The sequence below is a fragment of the Massilia sp. LXY-5 genome (genome assembly GCF_059801075.1).
In genome coordinates this window covers 618,481-639,223 of sequence record NZ_JBNNEH010000005.1, presented here as the reverse complement: position 1 = coordinate 639,223, position 20,743 = coordinate 618,481, and the positions used below count along the sequence as shown (strand labels likewise).

Genomic DNA, 20,743 nt, shown 5'->3' with positions numbered 1-20,743 from the left:
CCGCCCGCAGCGCACGATGCGCTCCACCATCCTCGGCTTCGTCGCCGGCGCCGCTTTCCTGCAAACGCGCGCCGCGCTCCCCGGCACCTGGCAGATCGCGGCCTGCCTGTGCGCGTCGCTGGCGCTGCTGCTGGCCCTGCGCGGTCCGGTGCGCGCAACGGTCGCCGGCGCGCTGGCCGGCTTTGCCTGGGCGGCGATCGTCGCCCACCTGGCTCTTGGGTCCCAGCTCGACAAGGCCGACGAAGGCCGTGACATCGAGATCGTCGGGACAGTCGCCAAACTCCCGCACGATTTCGGCCAGGGCGTGCGCTTCCAGTTCGCGGTCGGACAGGTCATGACGACCAACGCGAAGGTGCCGCCGATGCTCGCCCTGTCCTGGTACCGCGCCGGGAGCGAAGCCCTGCAGCTGCACCCCGGCGAACGCTGGCGCCTGACCGTGCGCCTGCAGCGCCCGCACGGCAATGCCAACCCGCACGGCTTCGACTACGAAGCCTGGCTGCTGGGGCAAGGCATCCGCGCCACCGGCTACGTGCGCACAGCGCCAGGCAACCGCCGCCTCGACGCGTTCGTCGTCACGCCCGGCCACCTCGTCGAGCGCTGCCGCGATATCCTGCGCGCCCGCATCCTCGCGGCGCTGGAGGGCAAGCCGTATGCCGCCGTGATCGTGGCGCTCGTCGTCGGCGACCAGCGCGGAATCGAGCAGCCGGACTGGGATGTCTTCAACCGCACCGGCGTCAGCCACCTGGTCGCCATCTCCGGTTTGCACATCACGATGGTGGCAGGACTTGCCGCGCTGGCGCTGTCGGCCCTGTGGCGTCGCTCATTCTTCACGAACGCGCAGCTGCCCCTGCTGCTGCCGGCGCAGAAGGTGGCAGCCCTCAGCGGCGCCTGCGCGGCGCTGGTGTACGTGCTGCTGGCCGGCTTCGGCGTGCCGGCCCAGCGCACCCTCTACATGCTGGCGGTGGTTGCCGCGGCCCTGTGGATGGGGCGCCTGACGAGCGTGACGCACATCCTTTGCCTTGCCCTGGGACTGGTCGTACTGCTCGACCCCTGGGCCGTGCTGTGGCCGGGCTTCTGGTTGTCCTTCGGTGCGGTCGGCGTGATCCTGTACGCGGGACTCGGGCGCCTGGATGAATCAAGCGCCGGCTGGCGTAGCACGCTGGCACTCGCGGCGCGCACTCAGTACGCGGTCACGCTCGGACTGGTGCCCCTGACGCTGCTGCTGTTCTCGCAGGTGTCCCTCGTCGGTCCGATCGCCAACGCCTTCGCCATTCCGGTGGTGAGCTTCGTCGTCACGCCGCTGGCGCTCCTCGGCAGCCTGCTGCCGGCGCCCCTGGCCGGCCCGGTGCTGTGGTGCGCACACGGCGTGCTTGAATGGCTGGCCGCGGCGCTGGGCTGGCTGGCGACGCTGCCGCTTGCGGTCTGGAGCGCGCCGGCGCCGCCGCCCTGGCTGTTCGTGCTGGCGCTGGCCGGCACCGGCTGGATGCTGGCCCCGCGCGGCTGGCCGCATCGCTGGGCCGGCGCGGCGGCATGGTTGCCGCTGTTCCTGCTGCAGCCGGCGCATCCGGCGCCCGGCAGGTTTGCCGTGACCGCCTTCGACGTCGGCCAGGGCATGGCGCTGCTGGTGGAGACGAGCGGCCACCGGCTGCTCTACGACACCGGCCCGCAGTACGCGCCCGGCCAGGATGCGGGCGGGCGCGTGATCCTGCCCTACCTGCGCGCACGCGGCATCAAGCACCTGGACACGGTCGTCGTCTCGCACAGCGACGTCGATCACGTGGGCGGCGCGCTGACGCTGCTGGAGGCGCTCGCGGTCGACCGGGTGAGCAGTTCGCTGGGAGAAGGGCACCGGGTCGTGCATGCGGCGCGCCGGCACGAGCGCTGCGTGGCGGGTCAGCGCTGGGAATGGGACGGGGTGGTCTTCGAGATGCTGCAGCCGGCGCCCGCCAGCTATGCGGATACGGAGCTCAAGGCGAATGCGCGCAGCTGCACCTTGCGCATCGAGGCGCGGGGAAGGGCGCTGCTGCTGGCGGGCGATATCGAAGCGGTGCAGGAAGCGGCCCTGGTCAGCCAGGAGCCGGACAAGCTGCGCGCCGACGTCCTGCTGGCGCCGCATCACGGCAGCGGCACCTCGTCGACGCCCGCCTTTCTGGAAGCGGTCGGGCCGTCGATCGGCATCTTCCAGGTCGGTTACCGCAACCGTTACCGTCATCCGAAAAAGGAGGTGTTCGAGCGCTATGGCGACCTGCACATCCGCCGCCTGCGCACCGACGAATCGGGCGCGATCACGCTCGACTTCGGACCGCAGGTGGGCGCGGAGGATTACCGCCGCCAGTACGCCCGTTACTGGTACGAGCCCTAGGCGTCCGCGGCAGCGCGATCGCCACCTGCAGCCCGCCGCCTTCCCGATTCCTTGCCTGGATCGTCCCGCCATGCGCGTGGACCACGCGCTCGGCGATCGCGAGGCCCAGGCCATGGCCGTCGACGTTGTTGTTCGACGGATTCGAGCGGAAGAAGGGCTGGAAGATCGTCGGCAGGTCCGCGGGCGCGATGCCGGGGCCGCGATCGAGCACCTCGACCTGCACGAAACGCATGTCGGCGCGCAGCCTGATCTCCGCGCTGCCGCCGGCGCCGCCGTGCCTGACGGCGTTGCGCACCACGTTTTCGATGGCGCGCCAGAGCAGGTCCGGTTCGCCGCGCACGGCCACCTGTGCCTCGCCCTCGATATCGACATGGATTGCGGGGCCGTCCTCGCCCGCCTCGAAGCGCACATCCGACGCGATGCCGTCGAGCAGTTCGGCCATGTCGATGGATTCGGCCTTCGGCAGCTCCGGGTTGGCTTCCAGGCGCGACAGCGTCAGCAGCTCGCCGACCAGCTTGTCCATGCGCACGCTCTCGCGTTCGATGCGGGCGAGCGAAGTGGCGATCTTGTCGGGCTGCTGGTGGGCCAGGCCGATCGCCGCCTGCAGCCGCGCCAGCGGCGAGCGCAGTTCGTGCGAGACGTCGTGCAGCAGGCGGCGCTGGCCGTCCATCAGGGCGCGCAGGCGCGCGCTCATGCGGTCGAAGTCGCGGCCAAGGTCCTTCAGTTCGTCGCCGCCGCGCCGCGCGTCGGCGAAGCGCGGCGCCAGGTCGCCGGCCGCAGCGGCCTCGAAGGCATTGCGCAGCGCGCGGATCGGGCGCGAGAAATACCAGGCCAGCAGAAAAGCGAACAGCAGGCTGACGATCACGCTGGCCAGCAGCGGAATCGGCTTGCTGAACTGCCAGCCCGGCCCGAAGGGCCCGCGCGGACCGCCGGCACCAGTGTGCGCGTCGCCATGAGAGCGTGGTCCGGCGTCGGCTCCCGGGCGATCCGCCAGCGGTACGCCGTCCGGCCCGGCCCGGAACTGGCGCGGCACGAAGGCGAGCAGGCGCCGGCCATCCGGCGCGACCAGTTCACGCACCGGCTGGAAGGGGCGGTCGGCGTCCAGTTCGCGCCGCGCCTGCGCCAGCACGGCGGGCGCGACCTCGCGTTCGAGCAGCTCGCGGCCCTTGGGGTCGACCACGAGCACGGTATGCCGGCTGCCCGGCCTGACGATCTCGCGCAGCGCCGGCAGGCCGCCATACTTGAGGGCGACGGCGGCCGAATCGAGCATGAAGGCGGCCGGCGGTCCGGTCTCGATGCCGATGACGCTGTTCTTCAGGTGCGCCTGCTCGCGCAGCCAGAAATAGCTGCCGATGCCGGCCGCCGCCGCGATTTGCGCCAGCAGGATCGAGAGGAAGAACTTCCAGAACAGCCGTCCCGCCGGCCGCTTGCGCAAGCGCGCCATCGTCACAGGCGGATCAGCTGGTAGCCGAGACGGTAGACCGTCTGCAGCGGCGAGCGGCCATCGTCGAGCAGGCCGAGCTTGTGGCGCAGGCTCGAAAGATGGACGTCGATATTCCGGTCGAAGCGCGCCAGCGGCCTGCCCAGGCCCTGTTCGGAGAGTTCGTTCTTGCTGACCGGGCGCCCCGCGTGACGCGCCAGCACCTCCAGCAGGTTGAATTCGGTGCTGGTCAGTTCGAGGTTGGCGCCGTCCCAGGTGGCGCGGCGCTGCTCGGGCAGCATGGTCAGCTTGCCGACGGTGAGCACGACGCCGGCATTGGCGTTCGGCTGGGCGTCGTGGGTGCGGCGCAGGATGGCGCGCACGCGGGCGGTCAGTTCGCGCGGCGTGCAGGGCTTGGTGACGTAGTCGTCGGCGCCCAGTTCCAGCCCGAGGATGCGGTCGGCATCGTCGCCGCGCCCGGTCAGCATCAGGACAGGGATCTTGCTGGCAGCGCGGATGCGGCGCAGCGTCTCGATGCCGTTCAGGGCCGGCATCATCACATCCAGTACCACGATCGCATGGCGCCCGCTCAGCGCTTCGCGCGCTCCCGCCACGCCATCATGGGCGCAGGCGACCGTGAAGCCTTCCTGCTCCAGGTATTCGGTCAACATGGCGACGAGCTCGGTGTCGTCGTCGATCAGCAGCACGGTATTCATCCCCGGGATGATAACAAAGCCGGGCGCGCGGGAGCCCGGCGGCAGGGCGCTTTTACCGATCTTTACAAAGCGGGTTGCGGCTGATCCCGGCGCGTTCCTTACGCGGTTTTACCTTCGATTTACAGCGATTTACAGGCGGCCGCCGGAGAATGAAGCTTTTCGAGACACCGTCAAGGAGCCACAATGAACCGCTTTCGCATCACCGCCACGATCCTGGCCGCCGCCGCCTTCAGCGCCGTGCCGGGCGCATTTGCCGACCCGCTGCCGGCGCCGCCGGGCGGACACATGGCCGCGCCGGATGGCGATCGCGCACCAGACGCCGGACCGGGCCCGGGCGAACGCCACGGCCCGGGCGGCCACCGTCCCCATGCCGGCATGAGTGGTCCCGGCCTGCCGTTCTTGCGCGGCATCGACCTGAGCGAAGCCCAGCAGGACCGCCTGTTCGTCATCCTGCATGCCGAAGCGCCGCAAATGCGCGAACAGGACAAGGCCGAACGCAAGGCGCACGAAGCGCTGCGCGCGATGTTCGAGGCCGGGGACTTCAACGAGGCAAAGGCGTCGGCACAGACGAAGGCGCTGGGCCAGGCGATCGCCGCCCGCGAGCTGCTGCGCGTGCGTACCGCCGGCCAGATCATGGCGCTGCTGACGCCGGAGCAGCGCGCGCAGCTCAAACAGGAACGCGCACCTCGCGCGCAACGCTGATCGAAAGGAGGGATCATGAGCACCCATCACCATCACGGCGACCTGCAGTCCGACCTCGACAAACTGCTGAACACGGCCGCCAGCCGGCGCCAGAGCCTGCGCTGGCTGTTCGCCGGCGCCGCCGCCGTGCCGCTCCATGGCTGCGGCGGCGCGTCCACCGACAGCGGCAGCACGGCCACCGTTGCCGTCAGCACGCCGGCAACCACCACCAACACCGCCGCCGGCACGGCCTGTTCGCTCATCCCCGAGGAGACCGGCGGCCCGTACCCGGCCGACGGCACCAATTCGAGCAACGGCAAGGTCGCCAATGCCCTGACCCTGTCGGGCATCGTGCGCAAGGACATCCGCTGGAGCGTGGCCGGGGCAGCGGGCGTGGCGATGGGCGTGCCGCTGACGATCCGTTTAAAGATCGTCAACGTCGCGAACGGCTGCGCGGCCGCCGCCGGCGCCACGGTCTACCTCTGGCATTGCGACCGCGACGGCAACTACTCGATGTATTCGAGCGCGGTTCAAGGCGAGAACTACCTGCGCGGCGTGCAGGAGGCGGACGCCGACGGCTACGTCACCTTCACCACCATCTTCCCGGGCTGCTACGACGGACGCATGCCGCACGTGCACTTCGAGGTCTACCCGACGCTGGCCAAGGCGACGGGCGCCGCCAACCGGGTCAAGACCTCGCAGTTCACCTTCCCGCTGGCCACCCTCAATACGGTCTACACGGCGACCGGCTACAGCGCCAGCGTGAGCAAGCTCGCGCGCATGAGCTATGCCACGGACAACGTGTTCAGCGACGGCACGGCGCTGCAGATGGCAAGCATGGGGGGCGACACCGTCAACGGCTACACGGCCGACCTGACTGTAGGTGTTTCCCTCTAAAGGAGGCCCGCGAGCAGGCAGGGAAGTTTGTCCTGACCTTACAATCGAAGCTCCTTCGACCCACCGGCGCGCTTCATGACCAAGCCCCTGCTGCATTTCTGTCACGGTAACAGCTTCCCCTCCGGCACCTACCGCCAGATGCTCGACGCGCTCGGCGCGCATTACGAGGTACGCCAGACCGACATGGTCGGCCACGATCCGCGCTACCCCGTCGACGACAACTGGAGCAACCTGGTCGACGAGCTGATTGCCGACATCGAGCGCCATGGCCAGCCGGCGATCCTGGTCGGCCACTCGCTCGGCGGCATGCTCGGCACGATGGCGGCCGCGCGCCGGCCGGACCTGGCGCGCTGCGTGGTGATGCTCGATTCGCCGGTGGTGGCGGGCTGGCGCGCGCTGGCATGGCGCTTCGTGAAACTGCTGGGGAAGGGCACGCGCTTCTCGCCGGCGCGCTTTTCGGAACGGCGCCGCAACGTCTGGCCCAATCGCGCCGCCGCGCACGCGCATTTCATGTCGAAGGATATTTTCAAGGCCTGGGCGCCGGGGGTGCTGGACGACTATCTAGACGTCGGCCTCAAGCCCCACCCGGAAGGCGTCCAGCTGCGCTTCGACCGCGGCGTCGAGACGGCCATCTACAATTCGCTGCCGCACCACCTGGGCGACCTGATCGGGCGCGGCTTTCCGGTGCCGGTCGGGTTCATCGGCGCGACGCGTTCGGAAGAGCTGCGCCAGGCGGGGCTGGGCTCGACCCGCAAGCTGGTCGGCGAGAACTTCGTCATGACCGAGGGCAGCCACCTGTATCCGCTCGAGCACCCGGCGCGCGCCGCCCGGCTGACGCACGAGATGATTACACGCCTCCTGAAACACGAAGTCAAAACCAGGGCAATGCTGGCGAAGCGGCAAGCCTGAGGGCGACCGCGCGCCGCTTTTCGCGTAAAATCGCGGGATTCCAAGCAATCCTGAAAGAATCCAGCATGGCAATCAAGAGCGACAAATGGATCCGCCGCATGGCGGAAGAAACCGGCATGATCGAGCCGTTCGCCCCTGGCCAGGTCCGCGAAGAAGAGGGCCGGCGCATCATCTCCTACGGCACCTCGTCCTATGGTTACGACATCCGCTGCGCCGACGAATTCAAGGTGTTCACGAACATCAACAGCACCATCGTCGACCCGAAGAACTTCGATTCGAACTCCTTCGTCGACGTCAAAAGCGACGTCTGCATCATCCCGCCGAATTCGTTTGCGCTCGCGCGTACCATCGAATACTTCCGCATCCCGCGCAATGTGCTGACCGTCTGCCTCGGCAAGTCGACCTATGCGCGCTGCGGCATCATCGTCAACGTCACGCCCTTCGAACCCGAATGGGAAGGCTATGTGACGCTCGAGTTCTCGAACACGACCCCGCTGCCGGCCAAGATCTATGCCGGCGAAGGCTGCGCCCAGGTGCTGTTCTTCGAATCCGACGAAGTCTGCGAGACCTCGTACAAGGACCGCGGCGGCAAGTACCAGGGCCAGCGCGGCGTGACGCTGCCGAAAACCTGATCCGGGAGGCCTGCCATGGCCGATTGCTGCAGCGGCGGCTGCTCGCTCGATAAACCGCCGGTCGATCCGCGCTACCGGCGCGTGCTCTGGATAGCGCTGGTCGTCAACGCGCTGATGTTCGGCGTCGAACTGCTCGGCGGCTGGGCCGCGGGTTCGGTTTCGCTGCTGGCCGATGCGGTCGACTTCTTCGGCGATGCCGCCAACTACGGCATTTCCCTGTTCGTGCTTGGCCTGGCGCCGGTCTGGCGTTCGCGCACCGCGCTGGTGAAGGGCGCGACCATGGGCGCCTACGGCGTCTTCGTCATCGGTTCCGCCTTGTCTCACCTGGCAAGCGGCACCGTGCCCGCGGCGCAGACCATGGGCGCGATCGGCGTCGCCGCCCTGGCGGCGAATGGCCTGGTCGCCTTGCTGCTGTTCGCATTCCGCAACGGCGACGCCAACATGCGCTCGGTCTGGCTGTGCACGCGCAACGACATGATCGGGAACGTCGCCGTGCTGCTGGCGGCGCTGGGCGTGTGGCAGGCGGGGAGCGGCTTGCCGGACCTGTTCGTGGCCAGCGTGATGGGCGTACTCGGGCTGACCGCGGCGCGCAGCGTGATCGTGCAGGCCAGAAGCGAGATCAGTGCGGCGCCGGCAGTTGCAGCGCCGGCGCCGGTCGTCGAGCTGAAACGCCGCTGACCTCTGCGTGGCCCCCAAAAAAAGAGGAGCCGGCGGCTCCTCTTTTCACATCGGTATCGCGCCGATCAATCCTGGCGCACGCAGTCCACGAAGTAATCGCGCTTGCCGTTCACCTCGCGCTTGACCAGCCCGTGCACGTCCGTCTCGAAGCCCGGGAAGCGCTCGTTGAAGTCGCGCGCGAAGCGCAGGTAGTCGACGATGATCTTGTTGAAGCGCTCGCCCGGGATCAGGAGCGGAATGCCCGGCGGATAAGGCGTCAGCAGGATCGCCGTGGTGCGGCCTTCGAGGTCGTCGATGGCGACTCGCTCGATATCGCGGCGCGCCATCTTGGCGAAGGCGTCCGACGGCTTCATGGCCGGCACCAGGTCCGACAGATACATCTCGGTCGTCAGGCGCGCGACGTCGTACTGCTTGTAGAAGCTGTGGATGCCGTTGCACAGGTCGCGCAGGCCGCTGTTTTCGTAGCGCGGGTTGGCCGCGGCGAACTGCGGCATCACCTGCCACATCTGCTTGTTGCGGTCGTAGTCGTCCTTGAACTGCTGCAGCGCCGTCACCAGCGTGTTCCAGCGGCCCTTGGTGATCCCGATCGTGAACATGATGAAGAACGAATACAGCCCGCACTTCTCGATGATCACGCCGTGCTCGGCCAGGTACTTGGTCACGATCGAGGCCGGGATGCCGGTCTCGCCGAACTGGCCGTCGAGCGACAGGCCAGGGGTCACGACCGTCGACTTGATCGGGTCGAGCATGTTGAAGCCCGGGGCCAGGTTGCCGAAGCCGTGCCAGTCGTCCTCGGCGCGGATCATCCAGTCGTCCTGGGTACCGATGCCTTCTTCCGACTCCACATCCGGACCCCAGACCTTGAACCACCAGTCCTGGCCGAATTCGGCGTCGACCTTCTTCATGGCGCGGCGGAAGTCGAGCGCTTCCAGGATCGATTCCTCGACCAGCGCGGTGCCGCCCGGCGCTTCCATCATGGCCGCGGCCACGTCGCAGGAAGCGATGATCGAGTACTGCGGCGAGGTCGAGGTATGCATCAGGAAGGCTTCGTTGAAGGCGTCCTGGTCGAGTTTCACGGTTTCCGATTCGCGCACCAGCACCTGCGAAGCCTGCGACAGGCCGGCCAGCAGTTTGTGCGTCGACTGGGTCGAGAAGATCATCGACTGCTTGGCGCGCGGGCGGTCGCGGCCGATCGCATGCATGTTCTTGTAGAAGTCGTGGAAGGTCGCGTGCGGCAGCCAGGCTTCGTCGAAGTGCAGGGTCTCGATCTTCCCGTCCAACATCTCGCGCAGGGTCTCGACGTTGTAGACCACGCCGTCGTAGGTCGACTGGGTAATCGTCAGGATGCGCGGCTTCTTGTCCTTGGCTTCGCGCGCGAACGGATTGGCTTCGATCTTGCGGGCGATCGACTCTTCCGTAAACTCTTCGAGCGGGATCGGACCGATGATGCCGAGGTTGTTCCGGGTCGGCATCAGGAACACGGGGATCGCGCCGCACATGATGATCGAGTGCAGGATCGACTTGTGGCAGTTGCGGTCGACGACGACGATGTCGCCCGGCGCCACCGTCGAGTGCCAGACCATCTTGTTCGAGGTCGAGGTGCCGTTGGTGACGAAATAGCAGTGGTCGGCGCCGTAGATGCGGGCGGCGTTGCGCTCGGATTTCGCGACCGGACCGGTGTGGTCCAGCAGCTGGCCCAGTTCCTCGACCGCGTTGCAGACGTCGGCGCGCAGCATGTTCTCGCCGAAGAACTGGTGGAACATCTGGCCAACCGGCGACTTCAGGAAGGCGACGCCGCCCGAGTGGCCCGGGCAGTGCCAGGAATACGAACCGTCGTAGGCGTAGTTGACCAGGGCGCGGAAGAAGGGCGGCGCCAGCGAATCGAGATAGGCTTTCGCTTCGCGGATGATGTGGCGCGCGACGAATTCCGGCGTGTCCTCGAACATGTGGATGAAACCGTGCAGCTCCTTCAGGATGTCGTTCGGGATGTGGCGGCTGGTGCGGGTCTCGCCGTAGATGTAGATCGGGATGTTCGAGTTCTTGTGGCGGATTTCCTCCACAAAGGCGCGCAGGCGGGTCAGCGCGGTATCGGTCTCCTCGAGCGAGCCGCCGCCGAATTCCTCATCGTCGATCGACAGCACGAAGGCCGAGGCGCGCGACTGCTGCTGGGCGAACGACGACATGTCGCCGTAGCTGGTCAGGCCCAGCACTTCCATGCCTTCCTTTTCCATCGCGGCGGCGAGGGCGCGAATGCCCAGGCCCGAGGTGTTCTCGGACCGGAAGTCCTCGTCAATAATGATGATGGGGAAACGAAATTTCATTGACAGCTCCAATGCGAAGCGCCGTGGGAGCAGGGGCGCCCGGGTTGGACGGCCTGCCACGCACGGCACCGAAAAATAAGAAGCGGATTTTCGCAGAAAAACCGCTGTCCGGTGTAGATTTTTTTACTAGGTTATAGGGATGCGGCCCGGCATGGCGCACATCAGTATGCCATGCAGTGAGCTAGCCCCGGCGGCCCCGCCCGAAACGCTGGAACAGCGCGGCCAGCACGACGGCGCCGAAGGCCGCGCCGAAGGGGGCGACCATCATCGGCATCGGATCGGCGCGCAGGGCGGCGAACACGCCCAGGGTCAGGCCGAAGGTCGCCACCGCGCAGGTGGCGGTCAGGAGCCAGGTGCGGCGCGCCAGCAGGGCGACGGCCGCCAGCGAGATCGCGACCTGCTGGACCACCGAGGCCAGCAGCCACTGGCGATGGCGGTGCAGCGCCCGTTCGGATCTCGCGTTCCACTCGCTGGACGAGGCTTCCCAGCGCTCGGCCTCCTTGCGGATCTCTTCCTTTTCGAGGCGATAGCGGTCCACCTCGAGCTGGTAGCGCGCCTTGTCCACGCCGGGAATATTGGTGGCCAGTTCCGCGAGGTTCTGCTTGTTCGACTTGGCCTGGTAATGGTTCCAGGCGTTGGTGGCGCTGGTCTTGTCGATCGCGGCATTGCTCTTGTAGAGCGAGGCGTCGTTGTGCATGCTGCTGCCGAGGAAACCGAACAGCGTGCCGATGGTGGCCAGCACCGCGATCAGGACCGCGACCTTGCCGGCGAAGCCGTCGCCGGCACGCGAAGCTGGCGGCTTCACTGTGCGCTGCCTTTGCGCTCGTAGGTCACGAAGGCGTAGTCGTAGCCGTTCGCGTCCGAATGATGGGTGTCGCGCGCGGTTTCAAGCCAGACCGCCGGGTCGAGCGGAGGGAAGAAGGTATCGCAGGCGAAGCTGTGGGCGATCTCGGTGACGATCATGCGCTCGGCGACGTCCATCGCCTGGGCGAAGATCTGCGCGCCGCCGATGATGCTGGCCGGTTCCTCGCCGACGAGTGCGATCGCCGCCTCGAGCGAGGTCACCGCCTCCACGCCGGCGTGGCTCCAGTCGCCGTTGCGGGTGACGACGATGTTGCGCCGGCCCGGCAGCGGGCGGCCGATCGAATCGAAGGTCTTGCGGCCCATGATGATCGGCTGGCCGAGGGTGACGCGCTTGAAGTGGGCGAGATCTTCGGGCAGGTGCCAGGGCAGCTTGTTGTCGATACCGATCCCGCGCTGCGCGTCGATCGCCACGACCAGGGTCAGGCGGCTCATCGGGCATCCCCTGTGGAACGGTAAAAGGCAGGGGCGGGAAGGCGCATGTCGGGTGTCCTTGTCGATTGGGCAAATGGGAGGCCAGATGGTGTCGCGAGCGCGGCGGCGTGTCAAGCTTTCTGTGGGCTGCGCCAGCCGCGGCGGCGGGTCAGAAGCGCTCGAACAGGCCTGCGCCTTCCCAGCGCGGCAGCGCAACGGGCGATTGCGACGACACCGCCGTCGCTGCGTAGCGCTCGCCCAGCCTGGCCAACAGCCGTGGAAAAGCGCGGCAATAGCTGGACTGGATGCCGGCCAGGCGCGCGAGCGCGCGGTATTCGATCACCGTGCCGTCGGGCGCTGCGTCGAGCACCTGCCGCACGCGCTCGCGCCAATCGTCGGACCACGCTGATTCCAGCATGCCCAGGTCGCACACTTGGTCGCCCAGCCGGATGACGCCACCCGCCAGCACGCGCGCCAGCATGCCGCGCCGCTTCCCGATGCGCTGCGCCAGGCGCGGCGCCGTGGCGTCGAGCTGGCCGCAGGCTTCGCACTGGAACATCATCCGCAGCCGCACCTCGGCGCCTATCTGCAGGACCGTGCCCGACGCCAGCTGCGCCGTGTCGGCGTCGATCAGCAGGTTCTCGCGCAGCGCATGCATCGGCAAATCGAAGTCCGCATAGGCACCGCTGCTCGCGAGCAGCAGCTGGCGCGGGGACAGCGCGTCGGCATGGACGTCGCCTACGATGCCGATGCCCGCGTGGGTAACGAGGCGCTCGAACGAGCGTGGCGGCGCGCCGCGCGCCAAGCGCGCCGCCAGCCCGGCAACGGTACCGATCTCCATGGCGTCCGCAGTACGCAGGCTAGCGCCGCAGGCTGCGCACGACGCCGCCCTCGATAGCGATCCGGCTTGCCGCCGGTTCGGCCAGCAGCGCGCGTGCGATGCGTTCTTCCGCGTCGGCCGTGGTGCGGCTGATGCCGAACAGCCTGCACACCGCCCGCGCCAGCCCATCCTTGCCGGTCGCGCCCTGCCGGTCCAGCACGTACAGCGCGGCATTGCCGAGTTCCTCGATGCAGATATCGTCGATCGCGCGGCGCGAATCGGCATTCCCGTCCGGGACACGCAGGCCTTCCCAATCGGCCGCGTTGACGTTTTCCGGCCAATATACCGGGGCCTCGCCGTCCGCCGTGACGGGCGCATGCGGCACCAGGCGCGCCAGGTGTTCCTCGACCCGGCGGGTCAGGCGGGCCACGCCCCAGGCACGCGCCACACGTCGGAAGAGCAGGTCGCGGCTCACCGGTCCTTCGTAGCGAATCACGTTCGCAAGCTGCGCGCGGATCAGCGGAATCGATGCCTTTTCGTAGAACAGATCGGCGTCGCCGCCGTCGATCGGGGTGGCGCAATAGGGGGCCAGGCCAGGGGCCATGCCCGAGGTGGGCGTGGCCTCGGACGGTCCCGCCGCGTCCGTCGTTGGCGTGGCGTCCTCGCCAGGCGCCTCCGGCCTGTAGTCCGGCTCGGGAACGACCTCGGGCTCGCTCTCGAGCGGCTGGCTCGCCAGCGCCTCCAGGCGCGCGATGAGCCGGCGTGCCGGTTCTTCCGGGTTGATCCACCAGTCTGTCGACCAGATCCGGTGCAATTCCCAGCCCAGGCCCTCGAGCACGTGCCTGCGCAGCCGGTCGCGGTCGCGCGCGCTGGCGGCCGAGTGATAGCTCGCGCCGTCGCATTCGACTCCGAGCAGGTAGCGGCCGGGCGCGCGCGGATCGACCACGCCGATATCGATCCTGAAGCCCGATACGCCGACTTGCGGGTGCGCTTCCCAGCCGCGTTCGCGCAGCAGCGCGATGACCTGGCGCTCGAACGGGCTGTCCGGCTCGCGCCCGGTCGGGATGCGCTGCTCGGCCAGCGCGCGCGGACCGCGGATGGCGAACTCAAGGTAGTGCTTGAGGTCGCGCACGCCGCTGGCGCGCACGCGCGACAGGTCGATCTGTTCGGGCATGAGCGTGCTGTAGACCACGACCTGCTGGCGCGCGCGCGAGACCGCCACGTTCAGGCGCCGGTGTCCGCCTTCCAGGTTCAGCGGCCCGAAATTCAGGCTCACCTTGCCGGCGGCGTCAGGTCCGTAGGTGATCGAGAAATAGATGATATCGCGCTCGTCGCCCTGCACATTTTCCAGGTTCTTGATGAACAGCGGCTCGGCGCTGGCCTGCGCCAGCGCCGCGTCGAGCTGCGGCGACGCGCGCCGGCGCTCGTCGAGCAGGCGTTCGACCAGGTTTTGCTGCGCCTGGTTGAAGGTGACGACGCCGACCGACTGCCGGCGCCGCGCCGCATCGAGGTAGTGCGCCTCGATGGCTTTCACGATCGCGTCGGCTTCGGCGCGGTTGGTGCGCGAGCCGCCGCGGTCATACACGCCGTGCACGCGCTGGAAGCGCACGCCCGTGTCCGCGGTGTAGGGCGAGGGGAAGGTGACCAGCGCATTGTCGTAATAGGTGACGTTGCTGAAGGTGATCAGGCTTTCGTGGCGGCTGCGGTAATGCCACTGCAGCGTCAGCTGCGGCATGCCGATGCCGAGGCACTCGTCGAGGATGCTTTCCAGGTCCTGCAATTCCTCCCCGGTGTCGCCTTCGCCTTCATCGACCTTGCTGAAGAAGCTGGTCGGCGGCAGCTGCTTGGGGTCGCCCACGCAGACCAGCTGGCGGCCGCGCGCGATCGCGCCGACCGCGTCCCATACCGGAATCTGCGAGGCTTCGTCGAAAATGACGACGTCGAACTGGGCGTGGCCCGCGTCGAGATACTGCGCCACCGACAGCGGCGACATCAGCAGGCAGGGTTTCAGGCGCGGCATCAGGGTCGGGAGGTTCTGCACCAGCTGGCGCACCGGCATGTGCTTGCGCTGTTTTTGCAGCTCGCGCCGCAGCTTGCCCATCTCGGAGTCGGCACCCGGCGCCACGCTGCCGGCCGCCGGGATCTGTCCGGCCAGCTTCGCCGCCACGTACTGCTGGGTCAAGGCCTGGAAGCGCGCGTCGGCCTGGCGGAATTCCGCGATCTTGCGCTCGTGGTCCGCACTCGAAAAGGCGCACAGGACCGGCTCGGCGCCAATCGCCTCGCGCACCCACCAGTTGCGGTAGCTGAATTCGAAATAGTCCGCCACGCTCGCGAGCGGCGTGTCGCCCGCTTCCAGGGCGTCGACGATGCCCTGCAGGCCGTTGCCGAGCGCCTCGTACCGTGCGCGCTGCCACAGGCTCCAGGGCTGGAGCTGGCGCGCAGCCTGGCGCCAGCCCTGGAGCATCGCGAGCAGGCGCACCAGCGCTGCCGGGGTGGAATCGTCGCCCGCCAGGCCTGTGCCGCCTGCCAGTTGCCCCACCTGGTCCATGGCACCGGCGCATGCGCGCCATGCCTCGCGATAGGCGAGCAGGGTCCGGCCATGGGCCATGTCGCCACCCAGCAGTGCGCGCTGGCCGTCGACCAGGGCGCCCAGCTTCTCGCGCAGCACCGCCGCCAGTTCGGGGTCGCCGCCGCCCAGGCGCAGGACGGCCTGGGCGAAGCGCGCCGCCCAGCGTTCGGCCGCCTCGATTTTCGTCCAGTCGGTCTTGTGGCCGGCGAAATCCTGCTGGAGCAGGGTTGCCGATTCGGGCGCCATCGCGTCGAGCGCGCCGTCCTCGGCGTTGAGCGTGGCAAGGGTATCGAGCAGGCCGGGCATGGCGGTCTCGAACGGACGCTGTCCATCGCTGCGGTAAGCGCTCATGCGCCTGAGGACAGCGCGTTTTGCAAACCAGCTTTTTGGCCACCAGGCCTGGGTCGCGGCGCTCCATTCGAGGCGCAGCGCCTGCGCGTCGAGGGTGGCCAGGTCTTCGCGCCAGGCACCGCCGAGCGTATCCCACGCCTGTGCGCGTGCCTGGCCGTGCCCGCGCAATACGGAGAGGCGGCTGCGCGCGGCTTCGTCGTGGGCGGCGCGCGCCACTCCCGGCGGCACGGCCGGCGCCGTCAACAGGATATCGGCCAGTTCGTCGAGCAGGGCCAGTTCGGCCAGCGACAGGCCGCTGTGGTCCAGGCCCAGCAAGCCGAAATAGCGGCCGGCCGCATCCTGGAGGGCGCCAGCCTTCGCTTCCAGGCCGGCGGCTCCTTGCAGCAGCGCCTGTTCCCAAGCCGGCGTCCAGTCGCGGCGCGAGATGAGCGCCAGCGGATGGCCGGCCAGCTGGGCGAGCTGGCCCGCCAATGCGGCCATCTGGCGGCAACTGGCGCGCAGCGCATCGAGTTCCTCCCGCGAATGCGCGTCGAGCGACGGGAAGTTCATGTGCGCGGGGCGCCACAGCGGGTGCGCGACCGTGGTGCCGATGGCGTCGTAGATTGTCAGGTCGTTGCGGTGCACCCGGTGCAGGGCTTCGGCCACGCCGTTCAGGTCCTGGCGCAGCGCCCACAGGCGCCCGGCTTCGAGCTCCCAGTCGCGCACGGTGCGCGTGCCGGCGGCGTCGAGTGCCGTGCCGAGCTGCTTGAGCACATCGGCCTTGCGTGCCTTGGCCGAGTGCAGCTCGAGGCAGAAGGCCCCCAGTCCCAGGCTGCTCAGGCGGCGGTGCACGACGTCGAGCGCGGCCATCTTTTCGGAGACGAACAGCACGGTGCGCCCGGTAGCCAGCAGATGCGTGATCAGGTTCGTGATGGTCTGGCTCTTGCCGGTACCGGGCGGGCCCTCGATCACCAGGTTCTTGCCGCCGCTGGCCACGCAAATGGCGCGCAGCTGCGAGGAGTCCGAGAGCATCGGCGCGAACAGGTCGTGCGGCCTGTGCGTCGCATCGAGCGTACGCGGCTCGAACCCGAGCGGCTCGCTGGCAAAGGCCTTGCCCGGGTTGTTGATCAGGTGGGCGACGACGCTGTTTTCCTGCAGCTGCCGATGGCGGTCCTGCAGGTCTTTCCACATCAGGTATTTGGTGAACGAGAAGATCCCGAGTTCGACCGTCTCCTTCACTTCCCATCCCTTCAGTTCGCCCACGTGCAGGCGGAAGGTTTGCAGGATGGCCGCGACGTCGATGCCTTTTTCGTCGCCCGGCAACACGTCGAACGCGGGCATCTTCAGGTCGAAGTCCTGGGCCAGTTTCTGGCGCAGGGTCGGGTTCACCAATGCCTCGTCGTCGTGGCGGGCCAGGCGGAAACCGCTGCGCACCGACTGCCGCGAGAGCGTGACCGGAACCAGCAGGATCGGCGCCAGGTGGGTCGCCTCGGCGTCCGCGCTTTCCTGCCACTGGAGGAAACCGAAGGCCAGGAACAGGGTGTTCGCGCCGCCTTCCTCCAGGCCGGTCGAGGCGGTCCGGAACAATTCCAGCAGCCGCGCCTCCAGCGCGTCGCCCGTGCTGTCGACGACGATCTCGCCGCGGCCGAGCGCGTCAAGCGCCAGCGCGTCGAGCGGCGTCGCGCCATGGCGCGCGCTGTAGACGGCGGCATCGCGCTGGTCGACGCCCGTCATCAGCGGCGGCGTCGCCCTGATCCTGAATTCCTTGCCCTCGGCCAGGCTGTCCTCGAACGCACCCAGGTCGGGGCAGATCACGCGCAGCGTCGTCTTCGATGGTTTGAAGTTGAGCAGGCGGTTACGCAGCGTCAGGTCGAGCAGGCGGCTTTTCCACTTGGCGAGGCGGCCTTCCGGGGTGTCGGCTGCGAGCTCGCGCACGGGAAGGAGGCCGGGATCGAGCGGCGGCAGGGGCGGCATCTCTTCGATCGCCGGCGCGCCGGCCTCCAGCGCGGGCAGGGCAGGCGCGGCGGAGGTGGAACGCGAGGGCAGGGGACGGACCTGCGCTTCGCGCGCACGCCGCACGTCGATGGCGCAGGTAAACGCCATGTCGTCGGCCAGCTGGTCCTCACCCTGCCTGCACGCCGTGCGCAGCGTCGTTCCCGCACCGGCGGCGATGGACGTGGTCTCGAACACCATCAGTTCGCCCGACTTGACGCGCTTGCGTACCGACTGCACGTCGTCGACCACGGCGGTCGGGAAGGTCGCTTCGACCAGCCAGGCGCCGACCCAGGCGTGCCCCTCCTTGAGCAGCAATACCGGGTGCAGGCCCGCCTGCTCGAGACAGGCCGCGAACAGCATGACCAGGTCGAGGCAGGTGGCGACATGGGTGTCGAGGATGCGCTCGGGCGTGCGGATCTTCTGTCCGTCGCCGCCGAACGAGGCCGGCGGGTTCGAATACTGCAGGTCTTCGGCGGCGAGCGTGCTGTAGATGGCGGACGCCTGCTTCCACGCGTGTTCGCGGTTCTTCGACTGGTAGCCGCTCATCGACAGGCCGGGCGCGTTGGCGCGCAACAGGCTCGATGCCCTGGCGATCAGGCGGTCGACGACCGGCGAATTGGGCATGCAGAAGGCAGCCAGCAGTTCCGGCAACGCGCGTGTCCCGGCCCACTGGTCGTAGGCCAGCACCTCGACCGGGTGGACGGCCTGCGCCGCCGGCTGTCCGCGCACGCTTGCGCTGACGGTCACCGAACCGCGTTCGGACTCGTCGAGCGCGGCCAGGTAGTCGTGGTCCGGTTTCAGGTCGAGCGGTGCGATACGCCGTGTTTCGCCAGGCGCCAGACGCTCGAAATGCAGGCGTTCGCCGCGTGCGAAAGCGGGTGCGCAGACGACCAGCACCTCGACGTCGTCGAGTGCCTCGTCGCCGTTGTTGGTGAGCGTTACCGCGCGCACGACCGGGAGGTTGTTCTGGATCGCCGCATATCCCGTCGTCGGGTCCGCATGGAGGTCGATATGCAGAACGGGTGGCCGGGGTGAAGCGTCGGCAGGGTGGGGCAAGACTGGCTCCGCGAGCTGGTCCATGGTCATGATGCGATCCTGAAAAAAGGAAAACCCGCCGGGCGTGCGCGAGGCGGGCAATGCTTCAATCTAAAGGATGAGTCCAGCCTTGTCAATCGTGTACGGCTGGACCCGGCACGCGCAGCGATTACACCGCCACCGGCGCCTTGATCCCCGGATGCGACTCGTAACCGACGAACTCGAAGTCCTCGTAGCGGTAGTCGAACAGCGATTCCGGCTTGCGCTTGATGACCAGCTTCGGTAACGGGAAGGGCTCGCGCGAAAGCTGGAGTTCGGCCTGTTCCAGGTGGTTCGAATACAGGTGGCAGTCGCCCCCTGTCCAGACGAAGTCGCCGGGTTCCAGGCCCGCCTGCTGCGCCATCATGTGCGTCAGCAGCGCGTAGGAGGCGATGTTGAAGGGCACGCCCAGGAAGATGTCGGCGCTGCGCTGGTAGAGCTGGCAGGACAGCTTGCCGTCGGCCACATAGAACTGGAAGAAGGCATGGCAGGGCGGCAGTTTCATCTGCGGGATGTCGGCCACGTTCCAGGCCGAGACGATCATCCGGCGCGAATCGGGCGTGTTCCGGATCTGCTCGAGCACCTGGCTGATCTGGTCGATGTGTTCCCCGGTCGGCGTCGGCCAGTTGCGCCACTGATAGCCATAGATGGGACCGAGGTCGCCGTTGGCGTCGGCCCACTCGTCCCAGATCGAGACGCCGTTTTCCTTCAGGTAGCCGATGTTGGTCGAACCCTGCAGGAACCAGATCAGCTCATGGATGATCGACTTCAGGTGCACCTTCTTGGTGGTCACCAGCGGGAAGCCTTCGGCCAGGTCGAAGCGCATCTGGTGCCCGAATACGGACAGGGTGCCGGTACCGGTGCGGTCGGTCTTGAGGGCGCCGTGCTCTTTCACATGGCGCATGAAGTCGAGGTATTGGCGCATTGCTGTCCTTCTGGGGAAACCCGTTATTTTAACTTATCTGCAAACAGGCGGAGGGCCTCGCGCAGGTGCGACTCGGGAACGGCCAGCAGGTTGTCGCCGACATAGAGCTCGAAGTAGCTGGTGTCCGGCAGCACGCCGTTCGACACGCGGTTGAACAGCCAGATGCCGTGGCGTTCGGCCAGCTCGGCGCGGATTGCCAGCGCCCGCTCGCGGCCCACCGGCAGGTGCAGGTGCAGCATGTTGGCGGCCGGCCTGGCCGGGTTGACGCGGATGGCGGGATGCTCGCGCAGGGCCTCATACAGCAGTTCCGTGCGGCGGAAGTAGTCCGGCATGCTTGCCAGGCGCGCGTCGAACTGCATCGCCGCCGAGACGACGTAAGGCGAGCGGTGGATTACGTTGCCGCCCTGGCGCCGGAACCATTCGGCGGCGCGTTCGATGAAGGTGCGCGAACCGGCCAGCATGGCGCCGCCCAGGCCGCCGACGCCCTTGTACAGCGACACGTAGACGGAGTCGAAGCCGGCAGCGATCTCAGCGGCGCTGCGTCCGTAGCCGGCCTGCGCCTCCCACAGGCGCGCGCCATCCATGTGCAGGTGCACGCCGCGCGCTCTGGCGTGCAGCTTGATCTTTTCCAGTTCTTCCCAGGGCGAGACTTGCCCGCCGATCTCGCGCATCGGGATTTCCAGACCGATTGCGCCGAGTTTGTCCGGCACCGCTTCGAGGTCGGCTGCAAGCCAGGGTCGATTCCGGTCGCCGACCTGCAGGGCGTCGAAGTGACCCAGCATCTGGAAATTCGAGCGTTCATGAACTAAGATGTGTGAGGTCGGGTGTAACGCGGCAGGCGTATCGCCGCGGTCGGAACAGGCCAGGCGCAGGGCCGTGACCTGCGCCATGGTCCCGCTGATGCAGAACACGGCCGCTTCGAAGCCGAGCAGGGCAGCGATCTTTTCTTCGAAAGACGCGATCAGTTCGCCGCTACCGTAGACGTCGTGCTCGACGCCGTGCTGTTCGCACCAGGCGGCCATGGCGGCGTACATCTCGGCGGGAGTACGGGCACGGTGGCCGGGGAAGACGGTGTCGCAGCGGCGGATCAGTTCAGCGTCGGTCAAGATGGGCTCCTGGGATGGGCTTGCCACTTTACA

15 protein-coding genes are annotated in these 20,743 nt (G+C 68.0%); 6 read left to right on the top strand and 9 right to left on the bottom strand.

The features are described from left to right. The first annotated feature begins 16 nt into the window (after positions 1-16). On the top strand, positions 17-2,362 hold the full coding sequence (locus tag ACI48I_RS17950) for a DNA internalization-related competence protein ComEC/Rec2 (RefSeq protein WP_498574968.1): 2,346 nt from the start codon (positions 17-19) through the stop codon (positions 2,360-2,362). On the opposite strand, the gene ACI48I_RS17945 is transcribed toward ACI48I_RS17950, so the two are convergent. Together ACI48I_RS17945 and ACI48I_RS17940 are read right to left on the bottom strand one after the other, a co-directional pair. Further along, complete coding sequence (locus ACI48I_RS17945; RefSeq protein ID WP_498574967.1) at positions 2,286-3,797, bottom strand: sensor histidine kinase; 1,512 nt, start codon at positions 3,795-3,797, stop codon at positions 2,286-2,288. The two genes, ACI48I_RS17950 and ACI48I_RS17945, sit on opposite strands and share 77 nt — an antisense overlap. An 11-nt stretch (positions 3,798-3,808) precedes the next feature. Then, a complete protein-coding gene (locus tag ACI48I_RS17940; RefSeq protein ID WP_193686073.1) occupies positions 3,809-4,498 on the bottom strand; it encodes a response regulator transcription factor in 690 nt (229 codons plus the stop codon). Positions 4,499-4,681: 183 nt separating this feature from the next. On the opposite strand from ACI48I_RS17940, the gene ACI48I_RS17935 reads away from it, so the two are divergent. The 5 genes from ACI48I_RS17935 (at position 4,682) to ACI48I_RS17915 (ending at position 8,295) form a co-directional block, all read left to right on the top strand. Next, complete coding sequence (locus ACI48I_RS17935; RefSeq protein WP_227496484.1) at positions 4,682-5,200, top strand: Spy/CpxP family protein refolding chaperone; 519 nt, start codon at positions 4,682-4,684, stop codon at positions 5,198-5,200. 15 nt (positions 5,201-5,215) lie between these two features. After that, positions 5,216-6,076, top strand: coding sequence for a dioxygenase family protein (locus ACI48I_RS17930; protein WP_193686072.1), 861 nt, complete (start codon positions 5,216-5,218; stop codon positions 6,074-6,076). A gap of 75 nt (positions 6,077-6,151) precedes the next feature. Beyond that, the gene (locus ACI48I_RS17925) at positions 6,152-6,985 is read left to right on the top strand and encodes an alpha/beta hydrolase (protein ID WP_193686071.1); all 834 of its coding nucleotides are present in this window, start codon (positions 6,152-6,154) and stop codon (positions 6,983-6,985) included. A gap of 65 nt (positions 6,986-7,050) precedes the next feature. Continuing rightward, complete coding sequence (dcd, locus tag ACI48I_RS17920) at positions 7,051-7,617, top strand: dCTP deaminase (RefSeq protein ID WP_193686070.1); 567 nt, start codon at positions 7,051-7,053, stop codon at positions 7,615-7,617. A gap of 15 nt (positions 7,618-7,632) precedes the next feature. Beyond that, positions 7,633-8,295, top strand: a complete 663-nt coding sequence (locus ACI48I_RS17915) for a cation efflux transmembrane domain-containing protein (protein WP_193686069.1) — start codon at positions 7,633-7,635, stop codon at positions 8,293-8,295. Between the two features lie 65 nt (positions 8,296-8,360). On the opposite strand, the gene ACI48I_RS17910 is transcribed toward ACI48I_RS17915, so the two are convergent. From ACI48I_RS17910 to ACI48I_RS17880, 7 genes are all read right to left on the bottom strand, one after another. Then, the gene (locus tag ACI48I_RS17910) at positions 8,361-10,616 is read right to left on the bottom strand and encodes an arginine/lysine/ornithine decarboxylase (protein ID WP_193686068.1); all 2,256 of its coding nucleotides are present in this window, start codon (positions 10,614-10,616) and stop codon (positions 8,361-8,363) included. A 181-nt stretch (positions 10,617-10,797) separates the two neighbouring features. Further along, entirely contained in the window at positions 10,798-11,421 is a 624-nt protein-coding gene (locus ACI48I_RS17905) for a DUF4337 domain-containing protein (RefSeq protein ID WP_193686067.1), read from the bottom strand. Next, entirely contained in the window at positions 11,418-11,912 is a 495-nt protein-coding gene (locus ACI48I_RS17900) for a dihydrofolate reductase (protein WP_193686066.1), read from the bottom strand. The genes ACI48I_RS17905 and ACI48I_RS17900 overlap by 4 nt, the downstream gene beginning before the upstream one ends. 148 nt (positions 11,913-12,060) lie before the next feature. After that, positions 12,061-12,732 (bottom strand): MOSC domain-containing protein, encoded by a 672-nt coding sequence (locus ACI48I_RS17895; protein WP_193686065.1) that lies wholly within the window; start codon positions 12,730-12,732, stop codon positions 12,061-12,063. 19 nt (positions 12,733-12,751) lie between these two features. Continuing rightward, the gene (gene proA, locus ACI48I_RS17890) at positions 12,752-18,691 is read right to left on the bottom strand and encodes an anti-phage protein ProA (RefSeq protein WP_498574966.1); all 5,940 of its coding nucleotides are present in this window, start codon (positions 18,689-18,691) and stop codon (positions 12,752-12,754) included. Between the two features lie 118 nt (positions 18,692-18,809). Beyond that, on the bottom strand, positions 18,810-19,604 hold the full coding sequence (locus ACI48I_RS17885; protein ID WP_498574965.1) for a thymidylate synthase: 795 nt from the start codon (positions 19,602-19,604) through the stop codon (positions 18,810-18,812). A gap of 23 nt (positions 19,605-19,627) precedes the next feature. Beyond that, positions 19,628-20,710: a threonine aldolase family protein gene (locus ACI48I_RS17880; protein WP_498574964.1), complete on the bottom strand. Its 1,083-nt coding sequence runs from the start codon at positions 20,708-20,710 to the stop codon at positions 19,628-19,630. Between the last annotated feature and the right edge of the window lie 33 nt (positions 20,711-20,743).

What these genes read in the sequence shown, in the direction of transcription:
- ACI48I_RS17950 (WP_498574968.1), top strand. Translation starts at nt 17, where the DNA reads ATGCGCTCCACCATCCTCGGCTTCGTCGCCGGCGCCGCTTTCCTGCAA.
- ACI48I_RS17940 (WP_193686073.1), bottom strand. Translation starts at nt 4,498, where the DNA reads ATGAATACCGTGCTGCTGATCGACGACGACACCGAGCTCGTCGCCATG.
- ACI48I_RS17935 (WP_227496484.1), top strand. Translation starts at nt 4,682, where the DNA reads ATGAACCGCTTTCGCATCACCGCCACGATCCTGGCCGCCGCCGCCTTC.
- ACI48I_RS17930 (WP_193686072.1), top strand. Translation starts at nt 5,216, where the DNA reads ATGAGCACCCATCACCATCACGGCGACCTGCAGTCCGACCTCGACAAA.
- ACI48I_RS17925 (WP_193686071.1), top strand. Translation starts at nt 6,152, where the DNA reads ATGACCAAGCCCCTGCTGCATTTCTGTCACGGTAACAGCTTCCCCTCC.
- dcd (WP_193686070.1), top strand. Translation starts at nt 7,051, where the DNA reads ATGGCAATCAAGAGCGACAAATGGATCCGCCGCATGGCGGAAGAAACC.
- ACI48I_RS17915 (WP_193686069.1), top strand. Translation starts at nt 7,633, where the DNA reads ATGGCCGATTGCTGCAGCGGCGGCTGCTCGCTCGATAAACCGCCGGTC.
- ACI48I_RS17910 (WP_193686068.1), bottom strand. Translation starts at nt 10,616, where the DNA reads ATGAAATTTCGTTTCCCCATCATCATTATTGACGAGGACTTCCGGTCC.
- ACI48I_RS17900 (WP_193686066.1), bottom strand. Translation starts at nt 11,912, where the DNA reads ATGAGCCGCCTGACCCTGGTCGTGGCGATCGACGCGCAGCGCGGGATC.
- ACI48I_RS17895 (WP_193686065.1), bottom strand. Translation starts at nt 12,732, where the DNA reads ATGGAGATCGGTACCGTTGCCGGGCTGGCGGCGCGCTTGGCGCGCGGC.
- proA (WP_498574966.1), bottom strand. Translation starts at nt 18,691, where the DNA reads ATGACCATGGACCAGCTCGCGGAGCCAGTCTTGCCCCACCCTGCCGAC.
- ACI48I_RS17885 (WP_498574965.1), bottom strand. Translation starts at nt 19,604, where the DNA reads ATGCGCCAATACCTCGACTTCATGCGCCATGTGAAAGAGCACGGCGCC.